The following is an 18271-nucleotide window of genomic DNA, read 5'->3' as shown; positions in this document are numbered from 1 at the left end:
GAGGTCCCGCCGAAGCCCGAGCCCAAGCCGGAGCCGAAGCCCGAGCCGAAGCCCGAGCCGAAGCCTGAGCCCAAGCCCGAGGTCCCGACGAAGCCCGAGCCCAAGCCGGCGCCCGAGCCGGAACCCGTGCCGGAGTGCTGGGCCGTGAACCTTCCGTCGTGGATCGAGAGCCTGATCGGCGGCCCCGTCTGCGTTCCCACCAACGCCTGGAAGGACGGCTGGATGGAGGAAGAGGACAACTGGGTCGAGGTCAACGAGCCCTGGGAGGACATCATGGACAGCGAAACCTGGCCCTTCTGATCACCGAAGCGACCAGGCCCGCACGGCGGCGGTGGAGGAGCTCATCCTCCACCGCCGCCGCGGTTCGTCCGCCCCAGCCCCCGCCTCAGCGCCCGCCCCACCCACGCCCGCTCCCGCGCCTGCCGGGCCGCCCACCGCCGCCCGTACGCCGCACCCGCCCGTAGCCACAGCAGACCCGCCCCACCCCGCCCCGCCAGCAGCAGCCGCTGGTTGGGGACGGTCTCCGGCCGCCAGTGCTGTTTGTACGGCTCGGTGCCCCGCAGCATGCTCAGCGTGGCGCGCCCGCTCGCGCTGGTCTGGCGCGCCCCGTGCCGCAGCAGCATCGTCGCCACGTCGACCTTCCGCGCCCGCAGCATCGGGTCGGCGCCGTACAGATAGCCGCCCGCGAGCCGCGGCGACATCAGGGTGAGATCGGCCGCGACCACGTCCCCGGCGAGCCGGAACTCGGTCACCATCGCGTCCCCGCGCTCGACCATCGGCCGCACCGCCCGCGCGAGATGCTGCGCGAACCGGTCGCTGGTGTGTTCGACGGTCACGCCCCGCCCCTGCCACTGCAGCTGATGCAGCTTCAACAGGCGCTCCACCGCGGCCGGCACCTCCTCGCCGGTCACGATGTGCTCGTCGATCCCGAGCGCGTCCAGCTTGCGCAGCTTGGCGCGGACCCGCTGGGCCTTCCCCGAGGGAATCCGTTCGAGCAGCGCGTCCATCGGGACCGCGGGCAGCTCCAGGCAGAGCGAGTCCGTGAGGCGTCGGCGCGAGCCGCGCCAGCAGGCGTGGACGCGCTCGGCGGCGGCGCCCGGCCTGACCTCCCGCAGGTCGACCACCGCGCCACGGGCCGCCCGGGCGAGGGCCCGGGCCAGCGCGGGCACCGCCTCGGGGCAGGCGTCGTCGAGCAGGACGTCGGTGAAGTCGGTGATCGCGCCGCCGAGCGGGACGAGGACGGGCAGCGGCCCGCGGGCGCGCATCAGCGGCGCCGCCCCGACCAGTTCGCCGTCCTCCCGCCGTACGAGCACCACCCGCAGCGCGCCCGGCCTGCCGTACGACACCCACCAGGAGTGCAGCCAGGAGTGGGACTGGAACGGGGTGGCCGTGGAGCAGCGCGCGTACAGCGACGCCCACCACTCACCGAGCCGGCCGAACTCGGCGCCGTCCCGGCAGATCTCGGTCCGCAGCCCGCTCGTCCCGTCGCCCCCGGTCACACCGCCCCCGGTCCCGTCGCCCCCGGTCACACCGTCTCCGGTTCCGGCTGGTGCCGCGCCGCCGCCGGGGCGGGCACGGCGGGCGCGGCCGAGGGCTGCGGGGAGTGCGGCGCCTCGGTACGGCCGGTCCGGCCGGGCCGTACCAGGAGCGCCAGGGCGCCGAGCAGACCGCCCGCACAGCCCCCGACCAGCGCGGACAGGGACGCGGAGGGCGAGACCGGTTCGACGGGCCTGGTCGCCCGGGAGAACTGGACCACCTTGACACCCGTGTCGCCCGAGACGTGCGCACTGTTGAGGACCAGCGCGCGGGCCACACCGTCGGCCATCGAGACCGCCTTGCCCGGTTTCGTCGCCCGCGCGGTGATCGAGATCATCGGCGCGTCGGGGGAGGTCGCCGCCAGCACGTTCGCCCGCAGGGTCGCGGCGGACACCCCCGCCCACACCTGGGCGTCGCCGGTCACCGCGATGTCGGTGGCGACCCTTCCGTACGCCTGCGCGAAACCGACGGCGGCGGCCGGGTCGGACTTCTCGCCCGGCACCACGATGACGTAACTGGTGGCCGCGTACTGCGGGGTCTTCACCGCGCCGTAGCCGCCGCCCAGGGTGACGCCGACGAGGACCGACGCGGGCACCACCCACCTGCGGCGGGGGGTGCGCAGGGCGGTCAGGAGGGCCGAGCGTCGCCTGGGCGGCGCACTCGGGGCCGAGGGGCTGCTGGAGGGCATGGGGGTCTCACTTCGCGAGGGGAGAAGGGGTGCCGTGGACGGCCTGTTCGTAGAGGGACATCAACTGCCGGGCGCTGTGGGCGATGTCGTAGCGGCCCGCCGCGGCCGGCTGCGGCAGCCGGCCCAGCCGGGCGGCCCGGATGCCGTGCAGCGCCGAGACCAGTTCGGGGACGGACTCGCCGATCCGGCGGGCCCCCGGCGCCGCGTCGGGCGGCAGGTCGTCGATCGCCGGGCAGGCGACGTACAGCACCGGCAGGCCGGCGGCCAGCGCCTCGACGACCGCGAGGCCGAAGGACTCGTCGGGGGAGGTGGAGACGAAGGCGTCCATCGCCGCGAGCAGCGAGGGCAGATCGGGTCCCTCGCCGCCCGGCGGAGGCGGGTCCTCGCAGGCGCCCGCCAGGATCACCCGCCCGGCCGCCCCGCACGACCGGGCCACCTCCAGGAGCCGCCCGCGCTCCTCGCCCTCTCCGACGAGGAGCAGCCGCGCCTCGGGAAGCGACGCCACCGCCCGTACGAGACGGTCGAAGCGTTTCCCCGGCGCGAGCCGCCCCACCCCGCCGACGACGAACGCGTCCCCCGGCAGTCCGAGCCGCCTCCTCGTCAGCCGGCGGGCGTCCTCGTCGTGACCGAAACGGGCCCGCTCGATGCCGTTGGGGACGACGTGGATACGCGAGGGTGCCACGCCCCACCGCTCCAGGCGCCGGGCGACGCTGGGCGAAACGGCGACCGTCGAGGCGCCCAGGCGTTCGGTGGCCAGATAGAGGGCGCGGGTGCCGGCCGAGAGCGGGCGGCCCTCGATCTGCGTGTCGCCGAGGGAGTGCTCGGTGGCGACGACCGTACGGACCCCGCCCAGGCGGGCGGCGATCCTGCCGTACACGCAGGCCCGGTACAGATGCGTGTGGACGAGGTCGTACCGGCCGCGCCGGACGAGCCGCGTGAGCCGGGGCAGCGCGCCGAGATCCCGGTTGCCGGTCATGCCGAGGTCGGTGACGGGGACCCCGTCGGCCTCGATGCCGCGGGCGACCGCGCCCGGGTTGGTGAGCGTGACGACCTCGCTGCGGACCGGCAGATGGCGCAGCAGCAGCCGCAGTTGCTGCTCGGCGCCGCCGATGCCGAGGCCGGTGATGATGTGCAGGACCTTCATGAGACGCCCGCTCCCGCCGGCCGGACCCGCACGGGGACGGGTTCGGCTGGCCAGCTGCGACGCAGCGGGTGCAGGATCCGCTTCGCGGTGAGCCGCCAGGCGGTGTCCTGCTCGCCGATGTGGACGCGCGGCAGGGCGTGTGCGCAGGTCAGCTCGCCGGGGGCGATGGCGCAGGCGTATCCGTAGCCCGCGTCCCGTACGGCCTGGACCGCCCGGGCGTCGACGTCCCCGTACGGGTAGCAGAAACCGTCCACCGGAGCGCCGGTGATCTCCTCCAGGAGCTCGCGGCTGCGCCCGGTCTCCTCGGCGAGGGTGCGGTCGTCGACGGAGGGCAGCGAGACGTGCCGCAGGCCGTGCGAGCCGATCTCCATGCCGGCGTCGAGGACGCGCAGGATGCCTTCCTCGGTCAGCAGGGACTTGCGCGGCCCGTTGCCGTCCCAGGCGTTCTCGCCGCCGATCCGGCCCGGCAGCACATAGACGGTGGCGGTGAACCGGTGGCGGCGCAGCAGCGGCAGCGCCGAGTCGAGGAAGTCGGCGTAGCCGTCGTCGAAGGTGAGACCGACCAGACCCTTGGCGCGCCCGGCGGCGGTGGCGGCGAGCAGCTCGCGCACCGACACACCGCGCAGCCCCCGGTCGCTCAGCCAGTGGAGTTGCCGGGCGAAGCGGACGGGGGAGACCGTCACCCGGTACGGATCGACCGCCGCGTCAGCGATCGAGTGGTACATCACCACCCATGGGGGCGGCTTCTGCAGCAGACGACGAATCGTGGCGGTGCGGGGCGCCGTGGCAGCGGGCATGGGCGAGCCTTCGTGAAGCGGTGGGGGTCAGGGGTGGGATGTCCGGCGCCCGGGCGGCGCAGGCGAGGAAGAGCAGGAAGACCGACACGGCGACCAGACCCGCGACGGCGAGGGAGAACAGCGCGGGACGGATCAGGAGCGAGCACAGCCAGCCGGCGGCGGTCGCCCAGGCGGCGGCCGTCGCGAGCCGGAGCAGTCCCTCGCCGAGGGGGCGGACCCGGACCGGAATGGACTGGCGGTGGGCGCCGAGCAGCAGCATGACGGCGGTCAGCGTGATGCCGAGGGCGTTGGCCGCGGCGATTCCGACGGCTCCCCAGAGGGGGGCGGCGAGGACACCGGCGACGGCGGTCGCGGCGAGACCCGCGGCCATCGCGGCGGCCGGGTACCAGAGCGGCCGGGCGGCGGAGAAGTAGCAGCGGACCAGGGCGCCGACCGTCGTCTGACCGAGCAGACCGAGGGCGTAGACCCGCATCACGGCGGCCGTCGCCTCGGTGTCGGCCCGGTCGAAGGCGCCGCGCTGGAAGAGGAGTTCGACGATCTGCGGGGCGGCGGCGATCACGATCGAGGTGCCGGTGAGGACGACGACGGCGGCGAGCAGCAGATCCCGTTCGACGCGGCGCCGCGCGCCCTCGGCGTCGCCCGCGGCCATGGCGCGGGCGACGACGGGGAAGCTGACCGTGCACAGCATCAGGGAGAGGATCATCGGCATCTGCGCGATCTTCTGCGCGTAGTTCAGATGCGAGATGGCGCCGGCGGGCAGCGGCGAGGCGAGGAAGCGCTCGACGAGGATCTGGGACTGGCGCGAGAGAGCGAAGGCGATGACGGGGGCGATCAGGCCGAGGACCAGGAGCCGCCCGTCGCCCGCGAGCGCCGTGGCCGGCTCCTCCTTGGGCGTCGGCCGACGGCGCAACACCCGCACGAGGAAAGGCGCTTGGACCAGCACCATGAGCACGCCGCCGACCGCGACACCGGCCGCCGCCGACCGTACGCCGAGCGGCTCGCGCAGCACCACGATCGTGCCGATGATCCCGATGTTGTACGCGACGTAGATCGCGGCCGGCGGGAGGAAGGAGCCGTGGGCGCGCAGGGCCGCCGAGCAGTAGCCGGTGAGGGCGAACGTCAGCAGGCACGTCGCGGTGAGCCGGGTGCAGTCCACGGCGAGCTGCGGGTCGGGCAGGCCGGGCGCGAGCGCGGCGACGAGGAGCGGCGCGGCGAGGACCAGGAGCCCGGCGAGGGCGCTCATGGCGAGCGCGAGCCGGGGCAGCGTGGAGCGTACGAGGGTACGGACCGGGTCCCCGGGCCGGTCGCCGCTCCGGCGGGCCAGGGCCCGGCTGAAGGCGGGCACCAGGATCAGTGCCATCGCGTCCTCGATGAGGAGCGTCGAGGCGAACTCGGGCACCGTCCAGGCCACCAGAAACGCGTCGGTCTCGGCCCCGGCCCCGAAGAAGTGCGCCAGGATCTGGTCCCGGACGAGCCCGAACACCGCCCCGGCGGCGGTGAGTCCCGCCGTCACAGCGGCAGCCCGCACCAGAAACCGCCCGGACGGCGACCACGAACGGCCCCGCCCGCCGCCGCCGTCCGACGCCGGAGGCGGGGGCGGGTCGGTCAGGGACCAGGGGTCACGGGGCGGCGGGGGCCCCGCCGCGGGGGCGGGCCGGTCGGCGGAGCGGTCCGTGAAGCGCTCCGCGTGGTCCGGGCCCAGGTCCGGGCCCAGGCCCAGGTCCGGGCTCAGGCCCAGGTCCGGGCTCAGGCCCGGGTCCGGGTCCGGGTCCGGGCCCGGGGCCGGGTCAGGGTCTGCGGTCCAGGGGTCACGCACGCTTCGTCCCTGCCAGTGACCACCAGGCCGCGAGGCCCAGCACGACCGACATCAGCACCGTCGAAGGGCCGCCGATGTCCGCGTAGAAGAAGTCGATGAGCTGCCACGACAGCAGGCCGATCGCCACGAGCGCGCAGTCCGCGCCCCGGCCGCGCCGCCGCACCGCGGCGACCAGCAGCGCCGCCCAGCTGCCCGCCAGCGCGAGCAGCCCCACCAGGCCCTGCTCGCTCAGCACCAGCAGGTACATGTTGTGCGGTGACAGCAGCGGCTGGCGCTGGAAGGCGGCGCCCGCCCCCGCCGTGTCGCTGCCGGAGGACAGCGCGAGCGAGGCGTGCGAGTCGCGGTACTGCGGAAACCCCTTCAGGCCCACCCCCGTCAGCGGCTCCGCACGCCACATCCGCCCCGCCGCCGCCCACATCGTGTACCGGTCCGTCACCGACTGGTCCGGCGCGGCCGTCACCCGCGTGATGCTGCCGACCCGCTCCTCCACCATCGCCGAACCGACGCCGAACCCGCCCACCAGCACCACCGCGGCCGCCCCCACCGCCAGCACCACCCGCCCGGCCCGCCGCAGCCCCGAGAGCAGCAGCTGGATCGCACAGGCCAGCACCGTCGCGATCCACGCGCCCCGGCTGAACGAAAGGACCAGCGGCAGGAAGAGCAGCCCCGCGCAGACCAGCGCGACCGTGCGGACGCGCCCCCGCCCGCTGCCCAGCGCGATGCCCGTGACGACGACGAGCCCGTACGAGACGACCGTCGCCATCCCCATCACATCGGTCGGCCCGAACGTCCCCACCGCCCGGACGTCCTCGCCCATGTACGAGGCGCCCGTGCCGGTGAGGTACTGCCCGACGCCCACCGCGCCCTGCAGCAGACCGAGACCCACCAGCGCCCACGCGACCACCGCGAAGTCCCGCCGGTCGCGGATCATCAGCAGCACGGCCGCCGGAACGAGCACGAAGATCTGCAGGTAGCGCGCGACGCCCGGCAGGCTGGCGCCCGGGTCGTTCGAGGTGATCGCCGCCAGACAGATCCCGAGCACCGGCAGACCGAGCACGACGGCCGCCCCCCGGGACAGCGGCCGCGCCCCGCTCCGCACCACCCGGACGAGACAGATCACCACCAGCAGCCCCGAGGCCGCGTCCGCGAGCGTGCCCGTCCCGCCCGTGCCCCCCGCCCCGCCGCCGGCCGCCGGAACGAGCAGCAGCGCGACCACCGCGAGGACCGGGGACAGCGCCCCGGCCCGCCGCACCCAGTCCCGTACCTCCGGACCCCGGTACGCCGCGGCCGGCGTCACGGCCGTCGCCATCTCAGCTCCCCGCCGGCCGGACCAGGCCCGCCGCGGTCCGCAGCAGGATGCGGACGTCCTGCCAGAGCGACCAGTGGTCGATGTAGTGGTTGTCGAAGCGGCACCGGTCCTCGATGGAGGTGTCGCCGCGCAGCCCGTGCACCTGGGCCAGACCCGTCAGCCCGACCGGCATCCGGTGCCGCTCGGCGTAACCGGCGTGGATACGGCTGAACTGGGCGACGAAATACGGGCGTTCCGGCCGCGGACCGACCAGGCTCATGTCCCCGCGCAGCACGTTCCACAGCTGCGGCAGCTCGTCCAGCGAGGTGCGCCGCAGGAAGTTGCCGACAGCGCTCATCCGCCGGTCGTTGGCCACGCTCCACCGCGTCGCCGACTCGGCCTCGTCCGTCGGGCGCAGCGTCCGGAACTTCAGCAGCGTGAACAACCGCCCGTGCTGCCCCACCCGTTCCTGGTGGAAGAGCACACCGGGCCCGTCGGAGAGCCGGACCGCCAGCGCGCACAGCAGCAGCACGGGCATGGCCATGGCCAGCGCGGGAGCGGCCACGGCCACGTCGAGCAGGCGCTTCGCGGTCAGACCGCGCCGCTCACCGAGCGGGACGAGACGGCGGCAGCCGTACCCCCACAGGTGATCGCTCATCGGACCGTCGTGCGAATCGCCGCCCACCCGCCAGGTGGTGCAGCCGTAGTGCTGGAAGAGCGTCACCAGGCCGGGGTCGTCCGTCAGGAACACGGCGTCGCGCACGGTGTTCTGGATGACCGCCCGATGGATCTCCTCGGTGGTGGTGAGGACCGGAAGGCCCGTGTCACCGGCCGGCTGCGGCGCTCCGCCGGCCGGTCGCGGACCGACGATCCCGACCGGCCGGATGCCGTACTCCGGGTGCTGACCGACCGCCGCCGCGAACCGGCGCGCCGCGGCCGGGCCGCCGACGACCAGCGCGGACCGGGGATGCGCCCGGGCCGTCCGCCGCCCGCGGGCGTGGACCGCGCCGCGGAGCACGCACACGGCACCCAGATGCGTGGCGTACGCGGTCAGCAGCGCGGCCGGACCGATCGCCAGGGCCGGGGTGTACGCGGCGACGGTGGCGGCCGCGACGCACCAGGCGACCCCGGCGCGGGCAGCCAGCGCGGGCAGCTCGTCGAGTACGGCAGGGAAGGCGCCGGGCCGGTGGAGCCCCGCGTACCCGTTGAGCAGGAGCACGCAGCCGGCGACGAGCAGGAGCAGTCTGATCTCGCGGTGCGGCTCGGGCAGCAGCCCGGCGGCGAGCAGCACGGCCAGAGCGTCGGCCGCCACCAGCGGCACGGTGGCGAACCGCAGCGGCGCGGGCCGGCGCGGTGGCAGAGCCAGCCGGTCCGGCGCACCGCGCTGCGGTGCGAGGGAGACGAGCCCGGGGGCGTGACCCTGGACCGCCGAGGGCCAGGGGCCCGGTGAGGGAGGGATGCTGGTGCTTTCCGTAGTCACGGCGAAATCGGCTCTCTGTGCTCGGTGCACCGCACTCCGGCCAGCTCGCGGTACACGTCCGCCACGGCCGCGCCGGTGCGCCGCACATCGAAGTTGTCGAGTACGTGCTCGTGGGCCTGGCGGCCCAGGGACCGCCGCAGCTCGGGCCGGCCCAGAAGGCGGCCGACGGCTGCGGCGAGTGCGGCCGGGTCCTCCGAGGGGACCAGGCACTGGGATTCGTGGCCGGGCGGCAGGCTCTCGCGTGCCCCGTCCACATCGCTGACCACCACCGGCCGGCCGCTCGCCATGGCCTCCAGCGGCGCGAGCGCCATGCCCTCCCAACGGGACGGCAGGACGACCAGATCGGCCGCCCGGTACCAGGGGGCGGTGTCGTCGACGGCGCCGGTGAAGCGCACCGACGGGGGAGCGGCGACGCGCAGCCGGTCGCTGTCGGGGCCGTCGCCGACGAGCACCAGACGGGCCGTCGGCACCTGGGCGAGGACCGCGGGCCAGGCGGCCAGCAGGACGTCCTGCCCCTTCTGCCGGCAGAGCCGGCCCACGCAGACGACGACGGGCCCCTCGCCGGAGGCCGCCGGGTCCCCGGGGGCGTCCGCGAACCTGGCCACGTCCACACCGTTGTGGACGACCGACCAGGACGCCCGGACGCCCGCCTCCTCGCCGGTGCGGCGCTCGGCCTCGCTGACGCAGACGATCCGTCGCGTCCAGCGCGCCGCCATCCGTTCCCAGCGCCGGGCGAGCGCGGCGACCGTCCCGTCGACCGCCTCGAAGGACCAGGCGTGCGGCTGATACACCGTCGGGATCCGGCCCCGCAGGGCGAGCCGGGCGCACAGCCCGGCCTTGGCGCTGTGCGCGTGGACCAGATCCGGGCCGACGGTACGGATCACCCGGGCCAGGTCCAGAGTCTCCCGGACCAGCCGCGGGCCGGGGTCACGCCCCGCCCGCCACTCGTGAAGCGCGGCGCCCTCGGCGCGGACGGCGTCCGCGAGCGGGGTCCGGGGCGGGCAGGCGACGACGACCCGCATTCCGGCGTCGAGCTGGGCGCGCACCAGGTCGACGACGACCCGGGCGACCCCGCCGTCCCCGGGCTGGACCGCGTGCAGAACGGTGAACGAGGAGGATTCCGAGGGTGTTCGCGGAATTGGCGAAGTCGAGGAGCGCGAATTCCACATACAGGTTCTCCGCTTTGATGAGAGAAGCAAGGGAACACCCGTGAAGACGGGGGGAGAGGGAGGTGCCGACCGTGCGAAAAGGGTGTCCGCGCGGCTGGGCCGGAAGTAGCGTTCGGGAACTTTATAACCCCAACGCCGGGCGATAGTAAGCATTAGATGCTCACCAACGCTAACTTCCGTATCCGCGTGGCAGGTTCCTCGTTGAGCGTGTTGCGCCATTCCCGGCCCAGTCGCTCGAATGGCCCTCCTATGGCCCAAAGATCGGTTGAACGTCACCCGTTCGGGAGAGCAACCGATGAAAACGGTCGACGTTGTTGAAGGAGCCGGACGAAACCGTCCGCGCCGACCGTCTTGACTGACTGGTCCGCAAACAATCGAGGAGCGCATCTCCATGTCCCGTATCGCGAAGGCTGTTGTCCTGTCCGTGGGTGTCGCCGCGTCCGTCGCGGGTGCGACCGGTGTCGCCTTCGCCCACTCCGACTCCGGGGCCGCGGCCATGAACTCCGGTGGTCTCGTGGCGGGGAACGTCATCCAGATCCCGATCCACCTGCCGATCAACCTCTGCGGCAACACCGTCAACGTCATCGGCGCCCTGAACCCCACCTGGGGCAACACCTGCGTCAACGCCTGATCTCGCACAGCGGATCGCGGTCCCTCCGAGGCCGGCGCGCCCACCCTCCCGGGTTGGCGCGTCGGCCTTCTGCTCGTCCGGACGCACCCTCGTGCGCCGCCCGGTGCAACGGCGTACGCCCCTCTGAGGAGCAGGTCAGAGGGGCGGATTCACTCGAATGGAGGCATGGCTCTCCGTAGTCATCCCACTGCGGAGCGCCATACCCGCAGGCACGGTGGCCACCAAGGCGGCCGGTCCGTGCATCCGATCGGTCCATATGACCGCGCCCCTTCCTTCGGGTGCAGTGTCGAGAAATCCCTCCTCCCGGAGTTTCCGGGGAGCGCACCTCTCGTTACAGAAGCAGAACGACGTACGGGAATTTCAAAAGACCTGTACAGCAAGCGACTTGCTTGCAAAACGCCACAGAGGAAGGACTCACTCCATGAAGCCCACCAAGGTCGCCGCGGTCGTCGCCGGTTCTGTGATGGCCCTCGGTGCCGCCGCGCCCGCCATGGCCGTCCCGTCGGCCGCCCTCCCCACGAACCTGAACGGTGGTCTCGCGAAGATCGCCGGCGAGGGACTGAAGACCGACGCGCTGAGCAGCACGACCGACGGATCCGTCGTCAAGACCGTGGGGGACGCCACCAGCCAGCTCGACAAGGCCGGCAAGAACGCGCCGCTGCTCGGTGGCCTGCCGCTCAACTGACGGAAACCCGACACCGTCCCCGAAACGCGCGCCTCCTCCGCGCGGAGGGCCGTGTCCCACGGCCCCGACCCTTCTGTGTCACCCCTCGCTCCGCCCGACCCGACGGACGCTCCCACCGGCGCATGCCGCTACCCACAGTGATCGGCTGATCGAATGATTTTCTGATCGGCTGCCGTGTGGTCCCGGCTGCTGTGGCGTGCCGCTCCTTACGCTCTCGCCAACCACCCACGGAAGGTTGGCTCATGGAGAGACCGAGGACGGCATCGCCCGATGTCGCGCCGAGGCCCGCGGCGCATTCGCCCGGTGCCCCAGAGAGCCTTACCTTCCGTAACCAGTCCGTCAGCGACTGACGCACTGAGTGCGCGGACAGGCCGGTCGGAGCGAGGGGGGATCCTCGCCGGTCTCTCCCTTTCTCCAGAGGAAGAGCGGTATGCGATCCATCATCAGCCGGAAAACGCTCACGGCCGCGGCGGCGACGGGCATCCTGTCGCTGACCGGCGGCTTCGCCGTGGCGGCGAACACCGCCGCCGGTACGGGTGACGCCCCCGGGACCGGCGCGGGGCAGCACGTCCAGGTCCCCCTCTCCGGGACCGAGTGGGACGACCCCAACGGGTACGGGGACGGCGACGGCCCCGAGGGCGAGACCCCCAAGCCGCCCGGCCACCCGGACCACCCGGGGAACCCCGACCACCCCGGCGGCCCGGGCCACCCGACGAAGCCGCCGACGACGGGTCACCCCACCTATCCGCCGACGAAGCCGCCGACGACGGGTCACCCCACCTATCCGCCGACGAAGCCGCCGACGACGGGCCACCCGACCTACCCGCCGACGAAGCCGCCGACGAAGCCGCCGACCACGGGCCCGACGACCGGCCATCCCACCCCGCCGACCAAGCCCCCGACGTACACGCCGACGCACACCCCTACCCACACGCCGACGTACACGCCGACGCACACCCCTACCCACACGCCGACGTACACGCCGACGCACACCCCTACCCACACGCCGACGCACACCCCCACCCACACGCCGACGCACACCCCCACCCACACGCCGACGTACACGCCCACCCACACGCCGACGTACACGCCCACCCACACGCCGACGAAGCCGCCGACGTCTCCCCCCGGCAAGCCCGAGCTGCCCGACACCGGTGGCGATGCCGAACTCATGGGCGCGGCCGCCGTGAGCGCGGCCCTGATCATCGGTGGCACGGTCGTCTACCTCCGCGCCGGCCGTGTCGCGCGCGCCGGACGTTCCGGACGTCGACACTGACGCTCGGTACTGACGTCCCGTCAACGGAGGCCCCCGCCGTCACCGGTGGGGGTCTTCTCCGTTGCTGCACTCAGGGGAATTTCGCGACGTTATCTCCGGCGCGCTCGTTCACAGAGCACAGCAAGACCGCACCGTCGTCACGCGCTCCGAAGGGCATACGCAGTCATGAACCTGCGATCTCAAGCCGGCATGGGAATCCTCATGACCGCTCTCGCCTCCGCGGCCATGGCCGCCCCCGCGTCCGCCGCCGAGGCGCCGGTGGTCGTTCCACTCCAGGGCCTGGAGCCGGTGATCCCGATGGACGCCCCCACCGTGGCCTCCGGCGTCCCGCTGCCCGTCCCGGGCGGACCCACCGGCTTCCACAAGGGGCGTTCCGGCGTCCTGCCGGACGTCACCCTGCCGCAGGTACCGGTCTCCAGCACGGTCCCCCGGACCGTCCTCGACGCTCCCCTGCCCGAGGTCATCGAAGGGAGCGAGCCGGGCAAGGCCCTGCTCACCAGCCCGAGGACGCCCATGAAGGCGGCCACGCCCGGTGCCGAGGTCGGCAACCCGGTCGTGCTGCCGGGCGACAACCGGTTCGGGATGCCGGCCTTCACCGAGCCGAACGTGGGCGTCCTGGCCCCCGTGATGAACGGGACGCTGGACTCGCAGCTGGGTCTGGTGGCTCCGACGGTCTGACGGCGTTCTGTTGTACGACGAATGGCCCGGCGGGTGAAGACACGATTCTTCCCCGCCACCCGAGGGGTCGCTGGTCGTTACAACAGAGGCTTGTCGCATGGCCGTGGCCCGCAGATCCAGAGGTTCCCTCCGCCGTAGCCGACGGCGGGCGGGCCCCCGGTCTGCGGGCCTTCTCTTCTGTTTTTCATCCCGTGCGGCCTAAAGGCCGTGACCCATACGCCATTTCGGCGTTGAACGGGAACGTCGGCCGTGATTCTCGCGGTCGCCTTTCCACGTCCAAGGAGTACTTGATGTCTCGCATCGCGAAGGCTGCCGCTGTCCTCGCCGGCACGGGTGCCGTTGCCCTCAGCGGAGCAGGCCTGGCCGTCGCCGAATCGGGCGCGCAGGCCGCCGCTGTCGACTCGCCCGGCATCGTCGCCGGCAACGTCGTGCAGGTCCCGATCCACCTTCCGGTGAACGTCTGCGGCAACACCGTGACCGTCATCGGTCTGATCAACCCCTCGTTCGGCAACGCCTGCGCGAACGTCGACGGCCACGGCGACGGCGGCTACGGCGGCTGATCCCCCCCATCACCGAGCGGGCCCCCCGGCAGAGTTGCCGGGGGGCCGCTTGCGTCCGCGCGGCAGGGGCGCGGAGGGTCCGCTAGACGTACCGGTAGATCGCGCTGTGGTCGAGCATCTGGGCCGGGGTGACGTTCCAGGGCCCCATCTGCTCGTCGCGCGCCGCGATCCGGCCGTACTGCGAGTCGCCGAGCTGCGGGGGTTGCGCCGGCAGATAGCCGGCCCGTGGGTTGCGCTGCTGCCAGCGCGACCAGAGCAGGTCGACGAAGGAGTGGTGGAGCCAGAAGACCGGGTCGTTGACCGAGGCCCCGCCCAGCATCAGACCGCCGACCCAGCGGTGCACCCGGTTGTGGATGCGGAAGCGTTCGTTGCCCCGGCCCGGGGCCCAGCCCTCCAGACGGTTGCGGAACCCCGAGGTGCTCGTGGAGTTCCAGGGCGCCACGTCGTACACCGACTCCCGCATCACCTCGTCCAGCTGTGCCTTGGTCGGCAGCGTGATCGGGTCGCGGGGGCGGCCGAAGTCCCGGGTCAGGAAGCGGCCTTCGGTCATGCCGTGCTTCACGGTCCACCGTCCGCCCGCGTAGGCGAACGGGCCGGTCATCACCTGGAGATCTCCGTCGCGTCCGTTGCCGCCCATGAAGTCCTCGCTCCAGAGCGAGGCCGCCGGGGTGTTGTCGCGCGTCCAGTCCCAGTACGGCACGCTCACCGTCGGGTCGATCCGGCGCAGCGCCCGCTCGAACTCCAGCAGGAACTTGCGGTGCCACGGCAGGAAGCTCGGCGCCATGTGGGCCACCCGCATCCGGCCGTCGCCGTCGGAGACGTAGTAGTCGATGTGCGTGCGGACGAACTCGTCGTACTCCCCGCCGCGCTTGAGCTCCAGGACGGCGGAGACGAACTTCTTCCGCTCGGCGCTGGTCAGATCCCGCTGGTCCTTACGTGTGTAGACCACGCGGACTCCCTCCCGGGTGGGCGCCGTGGGCCGCCGCGAGGCGGGACAGTGGCGCGGACCCCAGCTCGTCCACGGCCGCGCGGGTGGCCGCCAGTGGCGTCGGATAGGTCTGGTAGTGATCGATGGGGGTGAGATAGCCGCCGTCCGCGCAGCGCATCAGATGCAGCGGCCTGCCGTCGACACGGACCTCCGGCACACCGGCCGGGGTGGTACGGGCCTGGATGCGGCGCCCCGCGTACATCTCGTCGAAGAGGTCGAAGGGGTCGCCCGGGAAATCTCCGGACGGGTCGTCCCCGGGGACGGGCCGCGCCGTGGGTGCGGTGGCGATACGGGCCAGCGCGCCGCCCGTGAAGGCGGCGACGGCCACGGTGAAGAGGGATCGCAGTGCGACGCGTCGCGGGACGATCATGAGTGATCTCCTGGTGGTCGACAAATGCCCTCTGGGCACAACGAGGACAACGCGGCTTCGTTGCGGGCGAAATGCCAGCCGAGTGAATATCGGCCGATCGAGTGAATTCGGCGCGGAACGGCGGGCATGCGACCACTACCATCCGGACCCATGACTTCTTCCCATGTCGTTTCCGAGGCGCGCAACGTCTCTCCGGATGTGGTTGCCCAGGCGCGCAGCGTCTCTCCGCTGGGGACCCTCGCGGCCGTTTTCTGGACCACCGGCCCGACCGATGACAAGCCCGCCGCTCCGTATCTGATGGTGTATTCGCTCGGCAACGGCAGCGACGGCCGCGAGGCCGGTGAAGAGGCGATGCGGGCCGCCGTGGAGGGCATGGGCCTGCCCGTCGGCGGACCGGTGGTCGACGCGTCGAAGGAGTCCGGGATCGATGCCCACCTCCTCGTCGAGGCTCAGCAGGCGGTTCTCACCCTGCCGTTCCTGAAGGTGCAGTGTTCGGTGCCGGCGGAGTGGGACGCGGCCGCCAGGGAACTCGGACACGCCTACCTGATCTGCTCCGTCCGCCCCTGGTCCGAGGTCCCGCCCGGCGGGGCGGTCTCGGAGGAGCAGCTGCGGTCCTTCTTCGCCGGCGAGGACGCCCTGGCGGTCGGGGGGCACGCGGTGCTGCCGGTCCGGCGGTTGCAGGGCTGAGCGGGCAGGGGGCGGCGGCGACATGGCGAGGGTGGATGTCCAGGGCGGAGTGCCGGGGCAGCGGCAGCTCGCGCAGGACGACGGGACGCACGGGCGGGCCGGGGCGGTCGGGGCGAGCCGGGCCCTGGCCTGGCTGCTCGTGGTCACCGGCGCGGCCGGCGTGCTGGCCGCCTGGGTCATCACGATCGACAAGTTCAAGCTCCTTGAGGATCCGGACTTCGAGCCGGGCTGCAGCCTGAACCCGATCGTGTCGTGCGGCAACATCATGAAGAGCGAGCAGGCGGCGGTGTTCGGTTTCCCGAACCCGATGCTCGGCCTCGTCACGTACGGGATGGTCGTCGCCATCGGCGCCGGTCTGCTGGCCGGCGCCCGCCACCGCCGCTGGTTCTGGCTCGGCCTGAACGCCGGGACGTTCTTCGGCGTCGGGTTCTGCGCCTGGCTGATGTACCAGTCGCTGTACGAGATCAACTCGCTCTGCCTGTGGTGCTGCCTCGCCTGGGTCGCCACCATCGTCATGTTCTGGTACGTGACGGCGCACAACGTCCGGTCGGGTGCGCTGCCCGCGCCGGCCGCCGTGAAGGGGTTCTTCGAGGACTTCGCCTTCGCGCCGCCCGTCCTGCACATCGGGGTCGTCGGGATGCTGATCCTGACCCGGTGGTGGGATTTCTGGACCAGCTGACGTGACCACCCTCTCCTGGCCGCGGGCCGCACCGACCGTGCTGCTCGCGGTCGTTCTCGCGTTCTGCCTGCCCTACGACCGGATCGCGCCGGGTTCCCGGCACACCGGGGAGCGGGCCGCCGTCCCGGCGCCGCCGCCGGCGGTCCCGGCCGGGTTCTTCACCGGCTCGGACGGGGCGGGCGTCGCGCGGATCGCCGCGGTGCAGGAGTGGCTCGGCGGCGCCTCGCTGACCGTGGGGCACACGTATCTGCCCGGTGACCGGTGGTCGAACATCGAGGGGCATCCGGCGCTCTTCGAGCCGTGGGCGCGGTGGAAGGCCGAGCGGCCCGGGCGGCTCTTCGTCCTGAACGTGCCGCTGCTCGACCGCAGCGAGGAAGGGCTGCCGGACGACGAGGTCCGGGCCGGGCTGCGGCGCGGCGCGGCGGGCTCCTACGACGAGCACTTCCGCACGCTGGGCGAGCGGCTGGTCGCCCACCGCCTGTCCGACGCGGTGCTGGTCCTGGGCTGGGAGATGAACGGCACCACCTACAGCCACCGCTGCGGACCGGACCCGGAGACCTGGAAGGCGTACTGGCGGCGGGTGGTGACCGTGCTGCGCGCGGTGCCGGGGCAGCGCTTCCGTTTCGACTTCACGGCCAGCCGGGGGCGGGACGCGGTGGAGTGGCCGCGCTGCTACCCGGGCGACTTCCATGTCGACATCATCGGGATGGACGCCTACGACCAGCCCGAGGGGCTGGGCTTCGAGGAGCAGGTGACGGAGGAGTTCGGGCTCGCGGACCATGTGCGGTTCGCGGCGGCGCGCGGCAAGCCCGTCTCGTATCCGGAGTGGGGGCTGTTCCGCAACGGCGACAACCCGGCGTACGTGCGGGGGATGCTCGACTGGTTCGCCCGGCATCGGCCGGTCTACCAGACGTTCACCGACTACTGCCCGCACGGTGTGTGGGCGTGCGCGGACAACCCGGAGTCGGGGCGGGTGATCAGGGCCGCGCTCGGGGCGACGGGCCGCCCTTGAGGGCTCCGGGCCTTCTCGCGCTCAGGCCCGGTAGGCCACCAGCGAGATACCGACGTAGTGGGCGATGAAGGCCGCCAGGGTCAGGGAGTGGAAGACCTCGTGGAAGCCGAACCAGCGCGGCGACGGGTTCGGGCGTTGCATGCCGTAGACGACGCCGCCGGCGCTGTAGAGCAGGCCGCCGACGACGACGAGGACGAGGACGGCGACGCCGCCGGCCCGCATGAAGTCGGGCAGGAAGAAGACGGCGGCCCAGCCCATCGCGATGTAACAGGGTGTGTACAGCCAGCGCGGGGCGCCGACCCAGAAGACCCGGAACGCTATGCCGGCGCCGGCCGCGATCCAGACCGCCCACATGAGCGGCCGCCCGGTGGAATCGGGGAGGAGCAGCAGCGTCAGCGGGGTATAGGTGCCCGCGATGATCAGAAAGATGTTGGCGTGGTCGAGGCGCCGCAGGACGGCTTCGCCGCGGGGGCCCCAGTTCCCCCGGTGGTACAGCGCGCTGATGCCGAAGAGCAGGCAGGCGGTGAGGACGTAGATGCCACAGGCGATGCGGGCCCGGGGCGAGTCCGCGAGGGCGACGAGGATCACGCCCGCGACGATCACGGCGGGAAACATCCCGGCGTGCAGCCATCCTCTGAGCCGAGGCTTCACGAACTGCTCTATCTCGGTCACCGACGGCATGCCTGAAGTCATGCCTCGCATGCTACCTACGCCCCCGTAGGTGCCGGAGAGGAGTGGCGATGCTCACGTGGGCGGCCCTCTGGACATATGGGCACTTGCATCGGAT

Annotated in this window: 19 protein-coding genes and 1 pseudogene; 9 read left to right on the top strand and 11 right to left on the bottom strand. The window is 72.9% G+C overall.

Features of this window, described 5'->3' with window-relative positions; translation table 11 throughout:
- Window positions 1-300 (top strand): annotated as a pseudogene (locus ACF06X_RS15610) (hypothetical protein); the annotation flags it as partial.
- Window positions 301-341: 41 nt separating this feature from the next.
- On the opposite strand, the gene ACF06X_RS15605 reads toward ACF06X_RS15610, so the two are convergent.
- Genes ACF06X_RS15605 through ACF06X_RS15570 form a run of 8 tightly spaced genes read right to left on the bottom strand, consistent with a single transcriptional unit; the run spans window position 342 to window position 9918 of the window.
- Window positions 342-1472: a GNAT family N-acetyltransferase gene (locus tag ACF06X_RS15605; RefSeq protein WP_392288414.1), complete on the bottom strand. Its 1131-nt coding sequence runs from the start codon at window positions 1470-1472 to the stop codon at window positions 342-344.
- A 53-nt stretch (window positions 1473-1525) separates the two neighbouring features.
- Complete coding sequence (locus ACF06X_RS15600) at window positions 1526-2224, bottom strand: lipopolysaccharide biosynthesis protein (protein WP_392287822.1); 699 nt, start codon at window positions 2222-2224, stop codon at window positions 1526-1528.
- 7 nt (window positions 2225-2231) lie between these two features.
- A complete protein-coding gene (locus tag ACF06X_RS15595) occupies window positions 2232-3368 on the bottom strand; it encodes a glycosyltransferase (protein WP_392287821.1) in 1137 nt (378 codons plus the stop codon).
- A complete protein-coding gene (locus ACF06X_RS15590; protein WP_392287820.1) occupies window positions 3365-4165 on the bottom strand; it encodes a polysaccharide deacetylase family protein in 801 nt (266 codons plus the stop codon). The genes ACF06X_RS15595 and ACF06X_RS15590 overlap by 4 nt, the downstream gene beginning before the upstream one ends.
- The gene (murJ, locus tag ACF06X_RS15585) at window positions 4074-5981 is read right to left on the bottom strand and encodes a murein biosynthesis integral membrane protein MurJ (protein WP_392287819.1); all 1908 of its coding nucleotides are present in this window, start codon (window positions 5979-5981) and stop codon (window positions 4074-4076) included. The genes ACF06X_RS15590 and murJ overlap by 92 nt, the downstream gene beginning before the upstream one ends.
- On the bottom strand, window positions 5974-7290 hold the full coding sequence (locus ACF06X_RS15580; protein ID WP_392287818.1) for an O-antigen ligase family protein: 1317 nt from the start codon (window positions 7288-7290) through the stop codon (window positions 5974-5976). The genes murJ and ACF06X_RS15580 overlap by 8 nt, the downstream gene beginning before the upstream one ends.
- Window position 7291: 1 nt before the next feature.
- On the bottom strand, window positions 7292-8749 hold the full coding sequence (locus ACF06X_RS15575) for a sugar transferase (protein ID WP_392287817.1): 1458 nt from the start codon (window positions 8747-8749) through the stop codon (window positions 7292-7294).
- Entirely contained in the window at window positions 8746-9918 is a 1173-nt protein-coding gene (locus ACF06X_RS15570; protein WP_392287816.1) for a glycosyltransferase family 4 protein, read from the bottom strand. The genes ACF06X_RS15575 and ACF06X_RS15570 overlap by 4 nt, the downstream gene beginning before the upstream one ends.
- Before the next feature lie 391 nt (window positions 9919-10309).
- Between ACF06X_RS15570 and ACF06X_RS15565 the strand changes: the two genes are divergently transcribed.
- The 5 genes from ACF06X_RS15565 (at window position 10310) to ACF06X_RS15545 (ending at window position 13748) form a co-directional block, all read left to right on the top strand.
- Window positions 10310-10549, top strand: a complete 240-nt coding sequence (locus tag ACF06X_RS15565) for a chaplin (RefSeq protein ID WP_392287815.1) — start codon at window positions 10310-10312, stop codon at window positions 10547-10549.
- Window positions 10550-10970: 421 nt separating this feature from the next.
- Window positions 10971-11234 carry a hypothetical protein gene (locus tag ACF06X_RS15560; protein ID WP_392287814.1) on the top strand — a complete coding sequence of 88 codons (264 nt, stop codon included), beginning with the start codon at window positions 10971-10973 and terminating at the stop codon, window positions 11232-11234.
- Between the two features lie 430 nt (window positions 11235-11664).
- Window positions 11665-12510, top strand: coding sequence for a hypothetical protein (locus ACF06X_RS15555; protein WP_392287813.1), 846 nt, complete (start codon window positions 11665-11667; stop codon window positions 12508-12510).
- A gap of 201 nt (window positions 12511-12711) precedes the next feature.
- Complete coding sequence (locus tag ACF06X_RS15550; RefSeq protein WP_392287812.1) at window positions 12712-13188, top strand: hypothetical protein; 477 nt, start codon at window positions 12712-12714, stop codon at window positions 13186-13188.
- A 290-nt stretch (window positions 13189-13478) separates the two neighbouring features.
- A complete protein-coding gene (locus ACF06X_RS15545) occupies window positions 13479-13748 on the top strand; it encodes a chaplin (protein WP_392287811.1) in 270 nt (89 codons plus the stop codon).
- An 82-nt stretch (window positions 13749-13830) separates the two neighbouring features.
- Here the strand turns inward: ACF06X_RS15545 and ACF06X_RS15540 are convergent, their stop codons facing one another.
- Complete coding sequence (locus tag ACF06X_RS15540) at window positions 13831-14697, bottom strand: tyrosinase family protein (protein WP_392287810.1); 867 nt, start codon at window positions 14695-14697, stop codon at window positions 13831-13833.
- Window positions 14681-15106 (bottom strand): tyrosinase family oxidase copper chaperone, encoded by a 426-nt coding sequence (locus ACF06X_RS15535; RefSeq protein ID WP_392287809.1) that lies wholly within the window; start codon window positions 15104-15106, stop codon window positions 14681-14683. Before ACF06X_RS15535 ends, ACF06X_RS15540 begins: the two co-directional genes overlap by 17 nt.
- Window positions 15107-15256: 150 nt before the next feature.
- Between ACF06X_RS15535 and ACF06X_RS15530 the strand changes: the two genes are divergently transcribed.
- Genes ACF06X_RS15530 through ACF06X_RS15520 form a run of 3 tightly spaced genes read left to right on the top strand, consistent with a single transcriptional unit; the run spans window position 15257 to window position 17484 of the window.
- Complete coding sequence (locus ACF06X_RS15530; protein WP_392287808.1) at window positions 15257-15793, top strand: DUF5949 family protein; 537 nt, start codon at window positions 15257-15259, stop codon at window positions 15791-15793.
- Between the two features lie 22 nt (window positions 15794-15815).
- Window positions 15816-16472, top strand: coding sequence for a vitamin K epoxide reductase family protein (locus ACF06X_RS15525; protein WP_392287807.1), 657 nt, complete (start codon window positions 15816-15818; stop codon window positions 16470-16472).
- 1 nt (window position 16473) lies between these two features.
- A complete protein-coding gene (locus tag ACF06X_RS15520) occupies window positions 16474-17484 on the top strand; it encodes a glycoside hydrolase family 26 protein (RefSeq protein WP_392287806.1) in 1011 nt (336 codons plus the stop codon).
- Window positions 17485-17505: 21 nt separating this feature from the next.
- On the opposite strand, the gene ACF06X_RS15515 is transcribed toward ACF06X_RS15520, so the two are convergent.
- A complete protein-coding gene (locus tag ACF06X_RS15515) occupies window positions 17506-18177 on the bottom strand; it encodes a hemolysin III family protein (RefSeq protein WP_392287805.1) in 672 nt (223 codons plus the stop codon).
- Window positions 18178-18271: the final 94 nt, after the last annotated feature.

This window comes from Streptomyces sp. NPDC015346 (assembly GCF_043078785.1).
Classification (GTDB): Bacteria; Actinomycetota; Actinomycetes; order Streptomycetales; family Streptomycetaceae; genus Streptomyces.
This window is presented reverse-complemented; position numbering and strand designations above follow the sequence as displayed.